Source organism: Paenibacillus polymyxa (assembly GCF_015710975.1).
Classification (GTDB): domain Bacteria; phylum Bacillota; class Bacilli; order Paenibacillales; family Paenibacillaceae; genus Paenibacillus; species Paenibacillus polymyxa.
Genome location: NZ_CP049783.1, coordinates 1,857,501 through 1,876,790, shown reverse-complemented (window position 1 = coordinate 1,876,790; position 19,290 = coordinate 1,857,501). Strand labels below are relative to the sequence as shown.

16 protein-coding genes and 1 pseudogene (1 of these 17 cut by a window edge) are annotated in these 19,290 nt (G+C 45.5%); 8 read left to right on the top strand and 9 right to left on the bottom strand.

The features are described from left to right. Positions 1 to 183: 183 nt before the first annotated feature. The 8 genes from noc to rpmH form a co-directional block, all read right to left on the bottom strand. Complete coding sequence (gene noc / locus G7035_RS08415; RefSeq protein ID WP_013373916.1) at positions 184 to 1,002, bottom strand: nucleoid occlusion protein; 819 nt, start codon at positions 1,000 to 1,002, stop codon at positions 184 to 186. Positions 1,003 to 1,385: 383 nt separating this feature from the next. Beyond that, on the bottom strand, positions 1,386 to 2,108 hold the full coding sequence (gene rsmG, locus G7035_RS08410) for a 16S rRNA (guanine(527)-N(7))-methyltransferase RsmG (RefSeq protein ID WP_019689094.1): 723 nt from the start codon (positions 2,106 to 2,108) through the stop codon (positions 1,386 to 1,388). Next, a complete protein-coding gene (gene mnmG / locus G7035_RS08405) occupies positions 2,108 to 3,997 on the bottom strand; it encodes a tRNA uridine-5-carboxymethylaminomethyl(34) synthesis enzyme MnmG (protein WP_019689095.1) in 1,890 nt (629 codons plus the stop codon). Before mnmG ends, rsmG begins: the two co-directional genes overlap by 1 nt. Before the next feature lie 97 nt (positions 3,998 to 4,094). Then, positions 4,095 to 5,471 carry a tRNA uridine-5-carboxymethylaminomethyl(34) synthesis GTPase MnmE gene (gene mnmE / locus G7035_RS08400; protein WP_019689096.1) on the bottom strand — a complete coding sequence of 459 codons (1,377 nt, stop codon included), beginning with the start codon at positions 5,469 to 5,471 and terminating at the stop codon, positions 4,095 to 4,097. A gap of 128 nt (positions 5,472 to 5,599) precedes the next feature. Then, on the bottom strand, positions 5,600 to 6,358 hold the full coding sequence (gene jag, locus G7035_RS08395; protein WP_019689097.1) for an RNA-binding cell elongation regulator Jag/EloR: 759 nt from the start codon (positions 6,356 to 6,358) through the stop codon (positions 5,600 to 5,602). After that, positions 6,355 to 7,224 (bottom strand): YidC/Oxa1 family membrane protein insertase, encoded by an 870-nt coding sequence (locus G7035_RS08390; protein WP_016822442.1) that lies wholly within the window; start codon positions 7,222 to 7,224, stop codon positions 6,355 to 6,357. The genes jag and G7035_RS08390 overlap by 4 nt, the downstream gene beginning before the upstream one ends. A 71-nt stretch (positions 7,225 to 7,295) precedes the next feature. Beyond that, on the bottom strand, positions 7,296 to 7,646 hold the full coding sequence (rnpA, locus tag G7035_RS08385; RefSeq protein WP_013373922.1) for a ribonuclease P protein component: 351 nt from the start codon (positions 7,644 to 7,646) through the stop codon (positions 7,296 to 7,298). A 258-nt stretch (positions 7,647 to 7,904) separates the two neighbouring features. Continuing rightward, the gene (gene rpmH / locus G7035_RS08380) at positions 7,905 to 8,039 is read right to left on the bottom strand and encodes a 50S ribosomal protein L34 (protein WP_007433250.1); all 135 of its coding nucleotides are present in this window, start codon (positions 8,037 to 8,039) and stop codon (positions 7,905 to 7,907) included. A 773-nt stretch (positions 8,040 to 8,812) separates the two neighbouring features. Here rpmH and G7035_RS08375 point away from each other — a divergent pair. From G7035_RS08375 to gyrB, 7 genes and pseudogenes are all read left to right on the top strand, one after another. Further along, positions 8,813 to 9,103: a hypothetical protein gene (locus tag G7035_RS08375; protein ID WP_155764928.1), complete on the top strand. Its 291-nt coding sequence runs from the start codon at positions 8,813 to 8,815 to the stop codon at positions 9,101 to 9,103. 14 nt (positions 9,104 to 9,117) lie between these two features. After that, the gene (dnaA, locus tag G7035_RS08370) at positions 9,118 to 10,464 is read left to right on the top strand and encodes a chromosomal replication initiator protein DnaA (RefSeq protein ID WP_019689098.1); all 1,347 of its coding nucleotides are present in this window, start codon (positions 9,118 to 9,120) and stop codon (positions 10,462 to 10,464) included. 186 nt (positions 10,465 to 10,650) lie between these two features. Further along, complete coding sequence (dnaN, locus tag G7035_RS08365; protein ID WP_016822441.1) at positions 10,651 to 11,793, top strand: DNA polymerase III subunit beta; 1,143 nt, start codon at positions 10,651 to 10,653, stop codon at positions 11,791 to 11,793. A 37-nt stretch (positions 11,794 to 11,830) separates the two neighbouring features. Then, positions 11,831 to 12,049, top strand: coding sequence for a S4 domain-containing protein YaaA (gene yaaA, locus G7035_RS08360; protein WP_019689099.1), 219 nt, complete (start codon positions 11,831 to 11,833; stop codon positions 12,047 to 12,049). A gap of 54 nt (positions 12,050 to 12,103) precedes the next feature. After that, positions 12,104 to 13,218: pseudogene (recF, locus tag G7035_RS08355) on the top strand (DNA replication/repair protein RecF). A 16-nt stretch (positions 13,219 to 13,234) separates the two neighbouring features. Beyond that, the gene (gene remB, locus G7035_RS08350) at positions 13,235 to 13,486 is read left to right on the top strand and encodes an extracellular matrix regulator RemB (RefSeq protein WP_007433255.1); all 252 of its coding nucleotides are present in this window, start codon (positions 13,235 to 13,237) and stop codon (positions 13,484 to 13,486) included. 31 nt (positions 13,487 to 13,517) lie between these two features. Then, positions 13,518 to 15,428, top strand: coding sequence for a DNA topoisomerase (ATP-hydrolyzing) subunit B (gene gyrB / locus G7035_RS08345; protein ID WP_016822438.1), 1,911 nt, complete (start codon positions 13,518 to 13,520; stop codon positions 15,426 to 15,428). Positions 15,429 to 15,569: 141 nt separating this feature from the next. Here the strand turns inward: gyrB and G7035_RS08340 are convergent, their stop codons facing one another. Further along, positions 15,570 to 16,397: a YheC/YheD family protein gene (locus G7035_RS08340; RefSeq protein ID WP_016822437.1), complete on the bottom strand. Its 828-nt coding sequence runs from the start codon at positions 16,395 to 16,397 to the stop codon at positions 15,570 to 15,572. Positions 16,398 to 16,863: 466 nt separating this feature from the next. Here G7035_RS08340 and gyrA point away from each other — a divergent pair, with 466 nt between their 5' ends. Continuing rightward, positions 16,864 to 19,290: the 5' portion of a DNA gyrase subunit A gene (gene gyrA, locus G7035_RS08335; RefSeq protein WP_016822436.1), read on the top strand. It continues 138 nt past the right edge of the window; 2,427 of the gene's 2,565 nt are visible here — the first part of the coding sequence; the start codon lies at positions 16,864 to 16,866; its stop codon lies beyond the right edge, outside the window.

Below are 19,290 nucleotides of genomic sequence, written 5' to 3'. Positions count from 1 at the left end.
ATTCACCTCATAATTTAATCGGAATCCTGCTACGGTCCATGATTGCAAAAGCTCTATGAAGACGTTACTTAGTCCTTAACTTACGGATAACGGCAATTTCAAAATAGAATACGAGTATGCTGCGGTTTTATGTTGGCGTTAGACAGAAAAAGCGGCAATTGCTGCCGCTGTACGCTTCATCCCTTACTTACGTTTGGGAATTTGAATGACAATCTCATAGTGATCCTCATGATCAGATTCCTTTGTTTTGATATCCAACCCTGAGCCAGACACCATATCAATGGATTGACGAATCGTATTCAGCGCAAGCCGGACATCCTTGGTAAAGGAAATCCGCTTAGATTTCTTAATCGTGGATACTTGTTTATAGAAGGCAACTCGTGCCTCTGTTTGCTTCACATTGAGTTCCTTAGCAATCACTTCATCTAAAACCTTGTACTGTAGCTCTTCGGTCTCTAACGACAATAATGCACGAGCGTGACGCTCGGACACCTTCCGCTCCATTAGAGCCTCTTTCACTCTCTCCGGCAAATGAAGCAGCCGTATCTTATTAGCAATAGTGGATTGGCTTTTGCCAAGTCGCTGAGCGAGGCTTTCCTGGGTGAGTTGATGCAGGTCAATCAGCTTTTGATAAGCTACAGCCTCTTCAATCGCAGTTAGGCCCTCCCGCTGAAGATTCTCAATCAACGCGATGGATGCAGCTTGTGAATCATTAAACTCACGAACAATGGCTGGAATCGTCTCCATACCCAGCTTGGTGACAGCTCTCCAACGACGTTCCCCTGCTATAATTTCATATTGTCCATTACGGAAACGAACGACAATCGGTTGAATTACACCATGCGTCTTAATAGTCTGGCATAGCTCATCAATCTTTTCGTCGTCAAATATGGTGCGGGGCTGATAAGGACTGCTGACAATATCCCGAACTGGAATTTGTTTTATTTCGTCCCCATTGGAGCGCTCCGTCAAACCAAATAGCTTGGAAAATTGTTCTTTCATTCCGTATAATACCACCTAATTTCATAATAGCACCATACAAACAGCGCTTCGTGAAAAACAGTTCCTTACGGGGATTGTAGACCCTTCTATATGAAACAGCGCCGTAAGCGGGTACACTCCACGTACTCCCCTGACATTTGTTGTCCCACTTCCCTATATGTAAATCTGAAATCATGGGTACGGGAAGCAGCCAACTTACACTAAAACGATTATCTCTATTCTATCACTTTTCCAGTCATAATCCTATCTTCTCTACCAGCTTTTCGGAACGATAAAAGAATAAATTATGTGGAGGGTATTCGGCAAGTATCTTCTTAAGCAAAGAGTCTATAACCATAAAAGAGTGAATGTTTCACGTGAAACATTCACTCTTTTTCACACATTTACACTAGCGGTGCCTTCAAAGGAGTACCTGGCTTACGCGGGTATTTCCTTGGTGTAGCTGCTCTTTTTTCAATAATAATCATATGTCTGGCTGCATCCTCAACAGGTAGCTGGAAGGCTTGAACATGCTTGACTTTCCCCTTCAGCTCTTTCAAGCTGTATGATGCTTCCTTAATTTCTTCCGTTGGATCGCTACCTTTCATCGCTGCAAAGTGGCCCCCCTCACGGACAAAAGGTAGACAAAACTCATTCAATACCGCGAGACGGGCAACGGCTCGGGCAGTGACCAGATCATAGCTATCACGATATCCTGATTTGCGCCCCAATTCCTCTGCCCTGCTGTGAATCAGCTCAACATTTTCCAGTCTCAACTGCTCTACAACATGCGCTAAGAATTGTATGCGTTTGTTCAAGGAGTCTACAATGGTCAATTGAATATGTGGAAAGCATATTTTCAAGGGGATACCTGGAAAACCAGCGCCTGACCCAATGTCAGCCAGGCTCCCCACATCATTTAACGGAACATAAAAGGCAAGTGAAACAGAATCGTAAAAATGCTTGGTGTACACTGCATCTCGCTCAGTAATGCCCGTCAGGTTCATTTTTTCATTCCATTCGACCAGCACACGGTAATACGTTTCAAACTGCTCTAACTGACTGTCATTAATCACAATGCTATGCTCTGCCAGCCGCTGCTTAAACTGCTGTTGTATCGCGTCCATTAAGATCCCCTCGCTGCCGTTACACGGTTATAGTGCTCCAGATAAACCAGCAAAATGGAAATATCCGCAGGAGTTACACCGGAGATACGGGATGCCTGACCAATGGACATCGGACGGATCTTCTCAAGTTTCTGCTTGGCTTCAATGGCCAAGCCTTGAACTTCATTGTATGCGATATCCTCTGGAAGCTTCTTCTTCTCCATCTTTTGCAGGCGTTCTACATGCATTAATTGCTTTTCAATGTAGCCCGCATACTTAATTTGGATTTCTACCTGTTCTTGCTCTTCCTCAGTAAGAGCTACAGGTGAAGGCGAAATTTGTGCCACTTGTGCATAGCTGATCTCAGGTCGACGCAGTACTGTTAACAAATTACTGCCGTCCTGTATCGGTGCAGATCCGCCTTGCTCCAGCATCTCATTTACATCAACCGGGCGAACTTTAGCTAAGCGTAAACGCTCAACTTCTTGCTCTACCTTTTGTTTTTTATCCAAAAAGCGCTCGTATCGTTCGTCTGTAATCAGACCAATATCATGCCCGATCGGAGTCAACCGAAGATCCGCGTTATCATGCCGCAACAACAGACGGTATTCTGCACGGGATGTCAGCAAACGATATGGCTCATTTGTACCCTTTGTCACCAGGTCGTCAATCAGAACCCCAATGTAGCCTTGAGAACGATCCAGTACGACGGGTTCTTTGCCCTGCACCTTGCGAGCTGCATTAATCCCAGCCATAATTCCTTGACCCGCAGCTTCTTCATAACCAGATGTCCCGTTAATCTGACCTGCTGTGAACAAGCCAGGTACTTTTTTCGTTTCCAAAGTAGGCCACAACTGAGTAGGTACCATCGCATCATATTCAATAGCGTAACCGTTACGCATCATTTCTACCTTTTCCATCCCTGGAATGGTACGCAGTACTGCTAATTGCACATCCTCTGGCAAGCTTGTTGACAAGCCTTGAACATAGTATTCAGATGTGTTTTTACCCTCAGGCTCCAAAAAGATTTGGTGCTTCGGCTTATCACTGAAACGCACCACTTTATCTTCAATAGAGGGGCAATAACGTGGTCCCGTTCCTTCGATCAGACCAGAGAACATCGGTGCACGATGCAAATTATCATTAATAATCTGATGTGTTTCCACTGAAGTATACGTCAGCCAGCAAGGCAACTGCTCATTATCCGAGGACTTCGTTTCATAGGAGAAGAACTTCGGCTGATCATCGCCTGGCTGTATTTCTGTTTTGCTAAAATCAATCGTATCCTTATGCACACGTGGTGGCGTCCCTGTTTTAAAGCGAACGAGATCAAACCCAAGCTCTCTCAAATGTTCAGAAAGTCTCAGCGAAGGCTGCTGATTGTTCGGACCACTCTCATACATCAGCTCACCCATAATGATTTTTCCGCGCAGATAGGTGCCCGTCGTCAGGACAACTGCTTTACTACGATACTCTGTGCCCGTCTTCGTAATCACACCTACGCATTGGCCGTCTTCTATAATCAGCTCTTCAACCATGCCTTGACGTAAGGTCAGATTCGGTTCTTTCTCCATCGTTTCCTTCATCGCATGCTGATAAGAGAACTTGTCTGCTTGTGCGCGCAAGGCATGCACGGCAGGACCCTTACCAGTATTTAACATTCTCATTTGGATAAATGTCTTGTCGATATTCCGACCCATTTCGCCACCCAATGCATCAATTTCCCGTACTACATGACCCTTTGCGGGACCACCAATAGACGGGTTGCAGGGCATAAATGCGACCATATCCAAGTTAATTGTGATCATCAATGTACGACAGCCCATCCGTGCCGCTGCCAAAGCCGATTCTACGCCCGCATGGCCCGCACCGACGATGATCACATCATAGTCGCCTCCTTGATATCCCATACCTCTCTTACCTCCTTATACATTCGAGCCTTCACCCCGAATATGCTCTTGTGTATCTATAACGATAGCAGGCTTAAACCAGCCATGCTTGAATGTTCTACTTGCCCAGACAGAATTGTGAAAATATTTGATCTATTAACGCATCATGCGCAGTATCGCCTACAATCTCACCCAAATGCTCCCATGCCAGCCTTACATCAATCTGGATCATGTCAATTGGAACAAATTGATCAGCGGCCTCATAGGCATCTACCAGCGATTGGCGCGCTTTCTTCAGCAAAGCAATATGCCGTACATTGCTGACATACGTCATATCCGCTGATTCTAGCTTGCCGCTAAAGAATAAATTCGATATAGCCTGCTCCAGCCGATCTGCTCCCTCATTTTCCTTCACAGACATCGGCACAATAAGCTCTTCAGGAACATAGCGCAGCAACAAATCCCGGTCTATTTGGGCCGGTAAGTCCATTTTATTCATAATAACAATCGCTTGTCTACCGCGGATTTGTTCCATTAATGCCATTTCATCCTCGTGCAGTGGTTCGTTGGCATTCATAACGATGAGCAACAGATCCGCTTCACTAACTGCCGTTCTCGAACGCTCTACCCCAATCCGTTCCACGACGTCCATCGTTTCGCGAATTCCAGCCGTATCCAACAGCTTGAGCGGAATATTATTAATCGTCACATACTCCTCGATAACGTCACGGGTGGTACCCGGAATATCGGTCACAATCGCCCGTTCGCCCTGAGCCAACGTGTTAAGCAGCGACGATTTGCCTACATTCGGCCTTCCGACAATCGCTGTAGTCAGCCCTTCACGCAAAATTTTCCCCTGCTCCGCTGTATGCAGCAGCCGATCAATTTCCGCTATAACCTGGCTGCTTTTATCCTTGATTAACTCAGACGTAAAGGATTCTACATCATGCTCAGGGTAATCAATGTTTACTTCAATATGAGCAAGTGTCTCGACCAAAACATGACGCAAACGACGAATATTCTGGGACAGCTGCCCATCCACCTGCTTCAGAGCCATCGAAAAGGCTTTATCCGATTTGGAACGAATTAAGTCAATAACGCCCTCCGCTTGACTCAGGTCAATACGACCATTCAAAAAAGCGCGTTTCGTAAATTCACCTGGCTCAGCCAGACGTATATTTTGCAGTAGTAACAAATCCATCACCCGTTTAACGGCTACCACCCCGCCATGAGTGCTGATCTCTACCACATCTTCTGTTGTAAAAGAGCGTGGTGCCCGCATCACTGTAACTAAAACTTCCTCCACCTTCTCTTGGCTTTGAGGATCTATAATATGTCCATAGTGTACCGTGTGCGTTGGAGCCTTACTTAAGGGCGTTTTACTACGGAACAAAGCCTCCACTTCCGTGACCGCTTCTGGACCGCTGACCCGCACAACTGCAATGCCGCCCTCGCCGACAGCCGTTGCAATGGCAGCTATGGTATCGCTCAGCATATCGTTTCTACCTCCTATCAAGTAAAAACGGCATTGCCGCCCTTCATCAAGGACGGCACCCGTTTCAGTGTGAAATATAAGAAAAAAAGCAATGGCTTCTGCAGCTTGCAGAGAGCCATTGCGTCGGATTATTTCTTGGCAATGACAACGCGCCGATTAGGCTCGTCCCCCTTGCTGTATGTTCTAACCAGCGCATGCTGCTGGAGCTTGGCATGAATCAGCTTTCGCTCCTGGGACGGCATTGGCTCCAGTACCACTTCCTTGCCGTAACGAACAGCCTGGTTCGCTAATCGTTCCGCCAAATCCTCCAGCGTTTTCCGCCGACGTGCACGAAATTGCTCGGCATCCAGCACAATTCGGATAAATTTATCAGAATGACGGTTAGCAACAATATTCGTCAGGTACTGCAATGCATCTAATGTCTGTCCTCTGCGGCCAATCAGCATACCGAGCGATGGACCGGAGATATCCAGTGTACTTTCATCCTTGCGATGACGGACATCGACTTCGACGTCGAGTCCCATTCCTGCAGCTGTTTCACGGATGAAACGCACCGCCTCTTCATAAGGATCTATATGTCCCCTGGATGCTTCCATGTTCATCTGTGCTTCCTGCGCAACAGACCCAGCTTGTGATACAGCCTGTCCCACCTCAGAAGGTGCTTGAGCCGATACATGAGGTTCAGCCGTGTGTGTGGTTTCAGGAGACGGCTCAGAAAGCAGCGTAAGCTCCACCTTCGCCTTTTTGACCCCTAGCCACCCCAGGAATCCTTTTGACGGCTGTTCCAACACGTTTACGGTTACCCGTTCACGGCTTACTCCCAGCTGGGAGAGTCCTTGTCTTACAGCATCTTCAACGGTTTTTCCTGATGTCACGACTTTGGTCATCTCGACTTTTTAGCCCCCTTCGTGTTTTTGCCGCCTTTTTTCTTACTATTATTAGAGGAACCTGTTTTCGCGAGACTCGCTGTTTTTACATTAGCCAATGCTGCGTCCTTATCATTATTCCGATAAAGGAAATAGTTTTGAACAATCGTGTAAATATTACTGAAAAACCAGTACAACGGCAAAGCAGACGGGAAGTTATACGACATGAATAGAATCAGCACCGGATAGACATACAGCAAAAATTGCATGGGTCCTTGCTGCGGTGTCGGATTCATTTTCATCATCATCCAAGTTTGGACAAAAGTCGTAATCGCTGCTAGAATCGGCAGGATAAAGAAGTGATCCGGTTTACCTAACTGGAGCCACAAAAAGTCATGATCCCGCAATGCCGAGTTATAATAAATGGCATTATAAAGCGCGATGAAAATGGGCATCTGTACTAACAAAGGCAGACAGCCCGCCATTGGGTTAACCTTGTTTTCTTGAAACAATTTCATCGTTTCTTGCTGGACTCGCTCAGGTGTATCCTTGTATTTCGCTTGAATTTCTTTTAATTGCGGCTGAATAGCCTGCATTGCTCTGGAACTGCGTACTTGCTTGAGTGTAAGCGGCAAAATAATAGTACGCACGATGATCACCAGAATCAGTACGGCCAGGCCATATTCTCCAGAGAACCATTGGGCAAATGTATCCAGCGCATACGAAAACCAGTAAACGACATATCTTTGCCACCAAGATCCATTGGCCAAGTCTGCCGTCGTGTAAGAATTGTGAGCCGCCTGGGTACATCCGGACAGCACAGCAACAAGTGCCAATAAGGCAATCAGGAGGAACCATTTTCCTCGTTGAGTCTTCAAACGCGACACTTCATAACCCCTTTCTTAACCAATCCATTCCAACGTAAATCATACCATATCCTGTAGGACAAAGATACTGACTATCGGCGCGTAGACTTGAGCAGCGAGGCTTTGCGCAAAACGTGCAGCACGCTTTTCTCCAGCTCTTGATACGACTTAGTAACCGCACCCTTACGAACGATAAAAATCAGGTCAATCTGCTCCACCAATTCCTGCTCATGATGGCGCACGATTTCCTTAACGATCCTGCGCATCCGGTTGCGTACAACTGCATTGCCGATCTTCTTGCTAGCCGAAATTCCGACGCGGAACTGCTCTACCTCTCTGCGGCGGAACCAGTACACCACAAACTGATGGTTGGCAAAAGATTTGCCATGGCGGTATACGCGCCCAAAGTCCGCCCGGTTTCGTAGACGCAATTTTTTTTGCACGGCGCTTCTCCTTGCTCATTTCTTTTACACATATCGGTAAGCAATCCTTACCTCTTATATAGTAAGAAGTATGGACAATATTCCAACATGGTAATCTCGCTTATTTTATATCCGTTTTCAAAAACTTCATCTAATATAGAGCAGGATGTAGGACTTCTCCCTCTTTTTACACTACTTTTCTACAATAGAAGAAGCATCCGATCCATAAATACTTCAATTATGAAAAAAAAGACCACCGTAGTGGTCTTTATGCACGCATTACGCACTCAATACTTTTCTACCTTTTTGGCGACGAGCTGCCAAAACTTTACGGCCATTCTTCGTGCTCATTCTTTTACGGAAGCCGTGAACTTTTTTACGTTTGCTGACATTCGGTCTGAAAGTCGGTCTCATTGTGCTGCACCTCCTTACAAGGAATACGTTTTATATGGAATATACCTAACATAGCAATCTCCACAAAAAACACCTTTGTACATTTAACCACAAATAGCGGTCAAAGTCAATGTACTTCTGAATTCTCTCCCTCTTTTTCACAATCACAAGCCCTCTCCCTCTTTTTGCATCACCCACTCTACTCTTTTCTATCCCTGTATACCTGATTTTTTCGTTTCTTCTCCATGATCAACATTCATCAGCATTTTACTGTAGCTTACGTTTCTATCTAAAAACTGCCCTTTTTTTCATCTATTCATTTACGACTTCAATCCACGCCGTTTCAAATCCCCACTATTAGTTACGTCAAAAATATTGTCGGAAACGTTACCGGAAATTTTCAACACAAAAACAACCCGGTGTAACCAAAAGGCAACGGATGTTATACACAGATCCACAAAAAGAATGGAATTGTGATTTAAATGGTCATAACCTGTGCATAACATTTTAGAGCAAAAAAGAGTTATTGTCGAAAACTGAACAAATTATAAACAATATCTTGTGTTGTGAATAAAAATTGTACACAACAGATTGAATTTGTGGATAAATAACCACGAGTCATTGAAATACAAGGCTTCTTTTGCTATGATGATATTACTTTTGAATGTGAATATGTTGTTTTACCCTCCATATTATCAACACCCTGTGGATAAAGTTGTGAACAAGTTCAATTTATCCATCTTTTTATTTTTGTGCGGATTCGGGATTCTGGGGATATATTCTACATTTTTCATTTGATTTCGACATATTGCAGTCCCGTTTTGGCCTGCGGGATCAAGAGAACGGATCGTGCCGCACATTCCCTCCTGAGAAATATCGCCTTTCTTCTGCTGATCAGCAGTGGAATTTTCCATTACTATTTTTCAGGGCATTTTGTGCTGCGTTCTCTCACTACACTGCCGCATGATTTAGGCGGCGGTATGTCTTTTTATGGCCTTCAACAATATTTTTGTGATTTTAGGCGTTTTGCCGAAGCGCCGAGAGCAGCTCTCTGCAGCTTAATTCGGCAAAATGTCAGGATTTAAAAGGAGTGACGTCTGTGGACAGCCATACCTCTGAACTATGGCAGCAAATTCTATCCATCATACAAACCAAGCTGAGTAAGCCGAGTTACGACACTTGGTTTAAGGCTACCAAGGCAGCGAAACTAAATGACCACTCCATTGTGATTTCTGCACCGACAACTTTTGCCGTGGAATGGCTTGAAAGCCGCTATACCAAGTTAGTCGGAGCAACGGTTTATGAGATTTTGGGCAAACATTTAGAGGTCAAGTTCGTTATTGAAGAGAACAAGCCCGCCGAGGTCGACCTTCAGCAACAACCTCAGCAGCAGCCGATCGTTCAAGAAGAAGCTGTATCCCATATGCTGAATCCCAAATATACATTCGATACATTTGTCATTGGATCGGGGAACCGTTTTGCCCACGCGGCATCGCTGGCCGTCGCCGAGGCGCCGGCCAAAGCTTACAATCCGCTGTTTCTATACGGTGGTGTAGGTCTGGGGAAAACGCATCTGATGCATGCTATCGGTCACTATATTTTGGAGCATAATCCGACCAGCAAGGTCGTTTATTTATCGTCGGAGAAGTTTACGAACGAGTTCATTAATGCCATCAGGGACAACCGCGGAGAGAGTTTCCGGAATAAATATCGCAACATTGATATTTTGCTCATTGATGATATTCAATTCATTGCGGGCAAGGAATCGACGCAAGAGGAATTTTTCCATACGTTCAACGCGCTTCATGAGGAACGCAAGCAGATTATAATCTCAAGCGATCGACCGCCTAAAGAAATTCCAACGCTGGAAGAACGGCTGCGCTCTCGCTTCGAGTGGGGACTTATTACGGATATTCAACCGCCGGATTTGGAGACGAGAATTGCTATTCTTCGGAAAAAGGCGCGGGCAGAAAACCTGGATATTCCTAATGAGGCCATGATGTATATCGCGAATCAAATTGATACAAACATCCGTGAGCTGGAGGGGGCGCTCATTCGCGTTGTCGCTTATTCTTCCTTAACCAATCAGGATGTATCAAGCCATCTCGCGGCTGAGGCGTTAAAGGATATTATCCCATCCAGCCGTCCAAAAATGATCACGATTCAGGATATACAGCATCAAGTCGGGGAATTTTATAATCTACGACTGGAAGATTTCAAAGCACGTAAGCGGACGAAGGCTGTAGCTTTTCCACGGCAGATTGCCATGTATCTTTCCCGTGAGCTAACCGACTATTCTTTGCCGAAAATCGGCGAAGCTTTTGGTGGTCGTGATCATACGACTGTCATTCATGCGCACGAAAAAATCTCCAAATCCATTCAAGTGGATCAGGATCTATTTAAAGTTATCAACAACCTAATAGAAAAAATCAAAAATCCAACCTGAACAAGTTCAGAGCCTATACACAATTTATACACATGTGGATAGGCTTGATTTTATTAGGGTTACAGATAGTTATCCACATATTCAGTGCGCCTATTACTATTACTAATATATTTTAAAGATATACATCACCTATATAAGGCCCGCGTCAACGCGTGCTTGCAGGATTAAAACCCGTAGGAGGAACTTATGAAGATTAGCATTCTGAAAAACGTTTTGAACGAGGCTATACAACATGTATCCAAAGCAATATCAAGTCGGACCACGATTCCAATTCTGAGTGGTATTAAGCTGGATGTGAATCACCAGGGAGTCACACTGACCGCCAGCGATACAGACATCTCTATTCAATCCTTTATTCCGATGGAGGATGGTGACCAAACTGTCGTTCAGATCGAACAACCTGGCAGTGTAGTGCTGCCCGCTAAATTCTTTGTCGAAATTATTAAAAAGTTGCCGTCTCAGGAGATCCGCATGGAGGTAAAAGACCAATTCCAAACCTTTATCTCATCCGGTGCTACTGAAATTCAAATCGTTGGTTTGGACCCTGAGGAATTCCCGGTGCTGCCCAACATTGAAGAAAATCAAGTCATCTCTGTGCCAGGTGATTTGCTTAAAAATATGATTAAACAGACGGTATTCTCCATCTCTACCCATGAAACGACACCTATTTTGACGGGTGTATTGTGGAATCTGGCTGAGGGTGAATTGAAATTTGTCGCCACGGACCGCCACCGCCTTGCCACCCGCAGCGCTCATTTGGAGACCTCTGAAGGCTTGCGTTTTAGCAATGTTGTCATTGCAGGTAAAACGCTCAATGAGCTGAGCAGAATTATTCCGGATCAAAATATGCTTGTGGATATCGTCGTAGCGGACAATCAGGTATTATTTAAGGTGGATCGCGTGTTATTTTATTCCCGCATCTTGGATGGCACCTATCCTGATACTTCTAGAATTATTCCGACTTCCTACAAAACAGAACTGGTTGTGGACACAAAAAGTTTGAGCGAGTCTATTGACCGTGCTTATTTGTTGTCCCGTGAGGAAAAAACGAATATTGTAAAAATGCAATCGTTGGAAAACGGTGATCTAGAGATTTCCTCCAGCTCATCTGAACTTGGTAAAGTGCGTGAGGAAGTAAATGTGTCTAAATTTGAGGGAGAGCCACTCAAAATCTCGTTCAACTCCAAATATATGCTCGACGTGCTGAAGGTGATTGACAGCGAGCAGCTGACGATTGCTTTTACTGGCATTATGAGCCCCATTATTTTAAAACCGGCAGATTCCAGCAATGCGCTGTACATCATCCTGCCATATCGCACAACCAACTAGCGTCACCCACCCGAACAAGCGAAAGGATGAACAGGCCTTGAAAACAATATCTATACAGACCGAATACATCAAGCTCGATCAATTTTTGAAATTAGCCGATTGTGTATCCACAGGAGGCATGGCTAAAGCCCTGCTGCAGGAGGGACAAGTCCGCGTTAATGGTGAGCCAGAAGAACGTCGGGGGAGAAAATTGTACCCAGGCGATACCGTAGAAGTAGAGGACATTGGACGTTTCGAGGTTACGGCAGGAGCATGATCGCCTGAACGGCAAGGACTCCTTTTAGGTGCGGAATAACAAGGGGGACCCTATGTGTTTGTGAACAACATTGTTTTGCAGCAGTACCGGAACTATCAACAGCTGGAGCTGAATGAATTCGGGCCCGTTAATTTGCTGATCGGACAAAATGCGCAAGGCAAAACGAATCTGGTTGAGGCGATTTTTGTATTGGCTTTGACTAAAAGTCACCGAACGTCCCGCGATAAGGAATTAATTTCTTTCGGGGCTACTTCCACCCATCTAGCTGCCGATGTGGATAAAAAATACGGGAAAATCAGATTGGATCTCTCGTTATCCAAACAAGGCAAAAAAGCAAAGATCAACGGGCTAGAGCAGCGAAAGCTGAGCGATTTTATCGGTTCGTTAAACGTGGTCATGTTTGCGCCCGAGGATCTGGAAATTGTCAAAGGAACACCGGGGGTTCGCCGCCGGTTTCTTGACATGGAAATCGGACAGGTTGCGCCAGGATATTTGTATCATTTGCAGCAATATCAGAAAGTGCTGGTTCAGCGAAATAATCTGCTCAAGCAAGCTTGGGGTAAAGATATGGCGTCCGTGCAGCTGATGCTGGAGGTATGGAATGAGCAACTTGTTGAGCATGGTGTTAAAATTGTAAAAAAGCGGAAACAATTTATAACAAAGCTACAAAAGTGGGCCCAAGCCATTCATGAAGGGATTGCAGGGGGACAGAAGAGTTAAAATTAACCTATGTTCCCTCCTTCGGTGAGCCAGAGGAAGAAGATGAAGCTGTCTTATTGGAGCGATTTATGATAAAGTTATCCCAAATGAGGGAACAGGAAATCCGCCGTGGCATGACTTTGGCGGGACCCCATCGTGATGATTTGGCCTTTGCCATTAACGGCAGAGAAGTGCATACGTATGGCTCTCAGGGGCAGCAGCGGACGACGGCCCTGTCTTTGAAGCTGGCCGAAATAGAATTAATTCATGAGGAAATTGGGGAGTATCCTATCCTGCTACTGGATGATGTATTGTCTGAGCTGGACCCCTATCGTCAGACTCAGCTGATCGAGACTTTCCAAAGCAAGGTACAGACCTTTATCACGGCAACCGGGATTGAGACGTTGAACGCAGAACGACTTAAGGGTGCCCATATTTATCACGTCCACGACGGGCATGTGGAACACTAAGGAGTGAGTGACTGCTATGTATATTCATCTGGGTGGAGAAAAGATCATCCGCTCGTCCGAGCTTGTGGCTATTTTCGATATCTCGATTGAAAAATCCTCTAAAATCTCCAAACAATACGTGAACCACGCCCAACAGCAAAAGCATGTCGAGATGATTGGCGAAGAGGAAGCCAAGTCCATCGTAGTGACTCAGAATACGGTGTATTATTCCCCCATCTCCTCAACAACACTCAAAAAGCGGGCAAACCAGTTTGTTGCCAATGCTTAACCATAGAAATCTATAGAAGTAGGTGAAAGGCATGTCTATGAATCAACCGTCTTATGATGCGGGCGAGATTCAGGTCCTCGAAGGCCTGGAAGCGGTTCGGAAACGTCCCGGGATGTATATTGGCTCCACGAGCGCCAAGGGGCTCCATCATCTGGTCTGGGAAGTTGTGGACAACAGTATTGACGAAGCGCTGGCGGGTTATTGTAACAGCATTCAAGTTGTCGTTCACAAAGATAATAGCATTACCGTTACAGATAACGGCCGCGGTATACCGGTAAGTGAACACGCCAAAATGAAAAAATCAGCGCTGGAAGTCGTAATGACCGTACTTCACGCAGGTGGTAAATTCGGAGGCGGAGGGTACAAGGTGTCTGGTGGTCTGCACGGGGTTGGTGTATCCGTGGTGAACGCGCTCTCCAGCAAAATGATTGTTCATGTTAAACGGGATGGACATGTATATGAGCAGGAATACCATCGTGGTGCTCCACAGTATGATGTCAGAGTCATCGGTGACACTGAAGAGACAGGTACCCAAACGACCTTCTATCCAGACGAACAAATCTTTACCGAAACGACCGTATATGACTATGATACGCTGCAGACGCGGATTCGTGAGCTGGCTTTCTTGAACAAAGGCATTGCAATTAGCTTGACCGATGAACGGACAGGCGCCAGCGATACATTCCACTATGAGGGTGGAATCAGTGAGTATGTGCAGTTTCTGAATCAAAAAAGAGAAGCCCTGCATGAACAGCCGATTTATGTCGAAGGCTCTCGTGACATGATTCAAGTCGAAGTTGCATTGCAATATAACGACAGCTATACCGAGAATATTTATTCTTTCGCCAACAATATCAATACTCATGAGGGCGGAACTCATGAATCAGGTTTCAAGAGTGCATTAACCCGGATTATTAACGATTATGCACGCAAAAATGGCTTGATTAAGGACAACAATGCCAATTTGACCGGTGACGATGTACGCGAAGGTTTGACAGCGATTATCTCCGTCAAAATTCCTGAACCACAGTTTGAGGGTCAGACTAAAACAAAGCTTGGCAACAGTGAAGTTCGAGGAATTGTCGAGTCCCTGTTCGCAGAGAAACTTCAGGAATTTCTGGAGGAGAACCCGTCCGTCTCCCGCCGTGTAGTTGATAAATCGTTACAAGCAGCTCGTGCCCGGGAAGCAGCACGCAAAGCGCGTGAACTTACACGTCGCAAAAGTGCGCTGGAAATCAGTTCGCTCCCAGGTAAGCTGGCGGATTGCTCCTCTAAGGATGCTTCGATCAGTGAACTGTACATCGTCGAAGGTGACTCAGCAGGGGGATCGGCCAAGCAAGGGCGTGATCGTCACTTTCAAGCGATTTTGCCAATTCGCGGTAAGATCCTGAATGTGGAAAAGGCACGCTTGGACCGTATTTTGTCCAGTGATGAAATACGGTCAATGGTAACAGCAATGGGTACAGGGATTGGAGATGATTTTGACATCAGCAAAGCCCGTTACCACAAGGTTATTATCATGACAGATGCCGATGTCGATGGTGCTCATATTCGCACATTGTTGCTGACATTCTTCTATCGCTACATGCGCAAAATCATTGATGCAGGCTATATATACATTGCTCAGCCACCACTATTCAAAGTTGAGCGTAACAAAGTTGTGCGTTATGCGAACTCTGAAGCGGAACGTGACGAGATCATTAAGGAATTTGGAGAAAATGCGAAGTACAATGTACAGCGCTATAAAGGTTTGGGTGAGATGAATGCGACCCAACTTTGGGAAACCACGATGGACCCAGAGAGCCGTACAATGCTGCAGGTAACTGTCAGTGACGCGATGCTGGCTGATACGCTGTTCAATACCTTAATGGGTGACAATGTAGAGCCTCGCCGTGACTTTATCCAAGAACATGCGAAGTACGTGAAAAACCTAGATTTCTAATGTGTGTTATTCCATCCTGATGGCTATGTTATCTGTTCATTAGGGTTGTATAAGCAAGAGTGTACAAGGGGCGCCCAAATGGGCGTCCCTTTTCTTGTCATTAACCAGCCCGGATGGATTTGAATATTTAATTTCAATGTTTTAGGCCTTTTTCTTAGAGCGTACAGGTTTACCTGTGGATGCCGTATACCGGCCGTAGCCTACTGCATATCTGAATATTTTATGATAGAGGCTTTTATTTGGGAGGGAAGCGAACACTTTGATGGCTGGTCTTGTATTGACCTCTAAAATCCATGGATAGTTTTGCTGGTCCAATCCCACATCTAACCCGATTTCCCTTAAACGAGGGTATCTTTTTTGTAGCTGCCAGGCTACTCGCTCGCCCATTTTCGATAATTTTTGCTCCAGTCGTACGGCTTCCTTTACATCCATATATGGAGCCACCAGTTCATTGAAAAAACGCGTTGTCCCACCGCTGTGATGATTGGTGACGACTTTGTCAGGAGCAGCTACACGTCCTACAATAAGCGTTGTTTCCCAGTGATGTCTCAAGTTCATCTGGGTCAATACCCTCAGATCGAAGGGACGGGCTTCATGCTGAAGAAGAGGAATTCCGCGCTGTATCAGATATGGACGTTTCTTTATACGTGAAGAAACCACCCTATGCAGCTCATCCAGGCTTTCAAAGGTGAGGATATCTACTTCATAGCGAAGTACATACCAAGTTCTCTCCTCGATGATTCCTTCTTCTGTCGGCGGAAGCTGCTCTGTCTGCCTTTCTGCACGCATAACCCCTTTGCCGTAGGTACCATTATCCGGCTTAATATAGACAGTTCCATACACCGCCAACATTTCATTCAGATGCTCAAACGTGTACAAACGTGTTTCCGGTATATAAGCGGCCAATGTCGGATGGGGAAGAATGGCATTTGTTTTGGCCCACTTACTGGATACTCGCTGAATAGACAAGTATTCTCATCCCTTTCTTTTCGAATTATGAGTCATGTACCTGGAATTCACACCCTTTAACAAAACAAGGGAAACTAAAGGACAAGCGCGTAAAACAATGATATAATAGAGAAATACGGCGTTTTTCGGAATTTTGCTAAGTAGAACCCTGACCGTATACGTATTGTATGTGGAAAAGGCCCTTAGGGTGGGGGCTAATCCCCAGTTCAGGGGAATTTGTTATAATCAGGGCTTGTAAGTTGTACAAGAAAATAGCAATCTGCTACAGGCAGAAGGGGAATGACGAGGGTTTTACGCTGTAAAGAGGACAAATGCGTTTAATTGTGCTCTTTTTGTGAAAGTAATATAATTATACAGATGAGGATTTCAGCCAAAATCCTGCGCAAGGAGCGGAGTATATAGGCAGTGTCTTGTTAGGCTTTTCACATAGAGAGCGCTGTATTGAAGGATGAGAAGGAGGACCAGCATGGCGGATCAAAATAACTCGCAAATCATCAATAGGGATATCGGAGTGGAAATGCGCGAATCCTTTATGGATTATGCCATGAGTATTATTGTTAGCCGTGCCTTGCCTGATGTGCGGGACGGACTGAAGCCGGTACACCGTCGTATTCTGTACGCGATGTCCGAGCTAGGCATGTCGCCAGATAAGCCTTATAAAAAATCGGCAAGAATCGTCGGTGAAGTTATCGGTAAGTATCACCCTCATGGTGATACGGCTGTATATGATACGATGGTGCGGATGGCGCAGGATTTTTCCTTGCGTTATATGTTGGTGGATGGACACGGTAACTTTGGCTCCGTGGATGGAGATATGGCAGCAGCAATGCGTTACACTGAAGCACGGCTGTCCAAGATTGCCATGGAAATGCTCCGTGATTTGAACAAAGAGACCGTTGATTTTATGCCTAACTACGATGGTGAAGAGAACGAGCCTGTCGTATTGCCTGCACGTTATCCTAACTTGCTGGTTAACGGTGTCGGCGGGATTGCAGTTGGTATGGCAACCAACATTCCTCCGCATAACTTGGGAGAGGTTATCGATGGTGTACAAGCACTGATCGAAAACCCTGACATTACGCCGATGGAACTTATGGATTACATTCAAGGGCCCGATTTCCCGACAGCAGGTTATATCTTAGGTCGCTCAGGCATTCGTCAGGCGTACCAGACTGGCCGCGGGTCTGTGACTATGCGTGCAAAGACCACCATAGAGGAGATTGGCAATAAAGCACGGATTATCGTGCATGAGCTGCCTTACCAAGTGAATAAGGCTCGTCTGGTCGAGAAAATTGCTGAACTAGTACGTGACAAGCGTATTGAGGGCATTACGGATCTTCGCGATGAATCCGACCGTACGGGTATGCGTATTGTGATCGAGTTGCGTAGAGATGTGAACCCGAACGTCGTTCTGAATAATTTGTTTAAACATACGGCCATGCAGTCCAATTTCGGTATCAATATGCTTGCGATTGTAAACAATGAGCCGAAGATTTTGAACCTGAAAGATGTCTTGTATTATTATCTCAAGCATCAGGTTGAGGTTATTCGTCGTCGGACAGAATTTGATCTGAAAAAAGCCGAAGCTAGAGCACACATTCTGGAAGGCTTGCGTATTGCTCTTGACCATCTGGACGAAGTTATTTCCTTGATTCGTTCTTCCCAAACTGCAGAAGCAGCCCGTGAAGGACTGATTGAGCGTTTCTCACTGACTCTTGAGCAGGCTCAGGCTATTCTCGATATGCGTCTGCAACGCTTAACTGGTTTGGAACGTGAGAAGATCGAGAACGAATATAACGAGCTAATTCAAAAGATAATGGAATACCGCGAAATTTTGGCGAATGAGCATCTGGTACTCAACATCATTAGCGAAGAGCTGAATGAGTTGAAAGGACGCTTCGCCGATGAACGTCGCACTGAAATTACAGTGGGTGAAGAAAGTATTCTGGATGAGGATCTCATTCCGCGTGAAGACGTTATTATTACTGTAACCCATACTGGATATATCAAACGCCTCCCTGTTACTACGTATCGTAGTCAAAAACGCGGTGGTCGTGGTGTAGTAGGTATGGATACCAAAGATGAGGACTTCGTAGAGCATCTGTTCATTACGAATTCACATCATCATTTGTTATTCTTTACGGACAAGGGCAAGGTATACCGGATTAAGGCCTATGAGATTCCGGATTTAAGCCGGACAGCTCGGGGGACACCGATTATTAACCTGATTCAGATTGAGCAGGGTGAGTCGATCAATGCAGTAATTCCAATTGAGGAATTTGTGGAGGATAGTTATCTATTCTTTGCGACCCAGCATGGGATTATTAAGAAAACACCTCTTGATGACTATGCGAATATCCGCAAAGGCGGTCTGATTGCCATTAATTTGCGTGAAGATGACGCCCTGATCGAAGTGAAGCTGACTGATGGACAGCAGGAAATGATTATCGGTACAGCACAAGGTATGTCTATCCGCTTCCCTGAAAGTGACGTACGATCTATGGGGCGTAGCGCTACAGGAGTTAAAGGGATTAGTCTTGACGAAAGCGATGCTGTAATCGGCATGGATATCGTCAATACCGACCTGGATATTCTGATCGTAACGGCCAAGGGTTATGGCAAACGTACCCCTGCTGTGGATTATCGTATCCAGAGCCGTGGAGGCAAGGGGATCAAGACGATTAACGTTACCGATAAAAATGGTCCAGTGGTCGGCCTCAAGGTAGTAAAAGCCGAAGAGGATTTGATGATTATTACAGCTAGTGGCACCTTGATCCGGACTAGCATGGGGGAAATCTCCACGATGGGTCGGAATACGCAAGGGGTAAGATTGATTAATATTCGCGATGATGATTCGGTTGCAACGGTTTGTCGGGCGAACAAGAATGAGGAG

Coding starts and splice junctions, on each gene's coding strand:
- mnmG (WP_019689095.1), bottom strand. CDS start 3,997: ATGGGATATCAAGGAGGCGACTATGATGTGATCATCGTCGGTGCGGGC.
- noc (WP_013373916.1), bottom strand. CDS start 1,002: ATGAAAGAACAATTTTCCAAGCTATTTGGTTTGACGGAGCGCTCCAAT.
- mnmE (WP_019689096.1), bottom strand. CDS start 5,471: ATGCTGAGCGATACCATAGCTGCCATTGCAACGGCTGTCGGCGAGGGC.
- rpmH (WP_007433250.1), bottom strand. CDS start 8,039: ATGAGACCGACTTTCAGACCGAATGTCAGCAAACGTAAAAAAGTTCAC.
- gyrB (WP_016822438.1), top strand. CDS start 13,518: ATGTCTATGAATCAACCGTCTTATGATGCGGGCGAGATTCAGGTCCTC.
- rsmG (WP_019689094.1), bottom strand. CDS start 2,108: ATGGACGCGATACAACAGCAGTTTAAGCAGCGGCTGGCAGAGCATAGC.
- jag (WP_019689097.1), bottom strand. CDS start 6,358: ATGACCAAAGTCGTGACATCAGGAAAAACCGTTGAAGATGCTGTAAGA.
- dnaN (WP_016822441.1), top strand. CDS start 10,651: ATGAAGATTAGCATTCTGAAAAACGTTTTGAACGAGGCTATACAACAT.
- remB (WP_007433255.1), top strand. CDS start 13,235: ATGTATATTCATCTGGGTGGAGAAAAGATCATCCGCTCGTCCGAGCTT.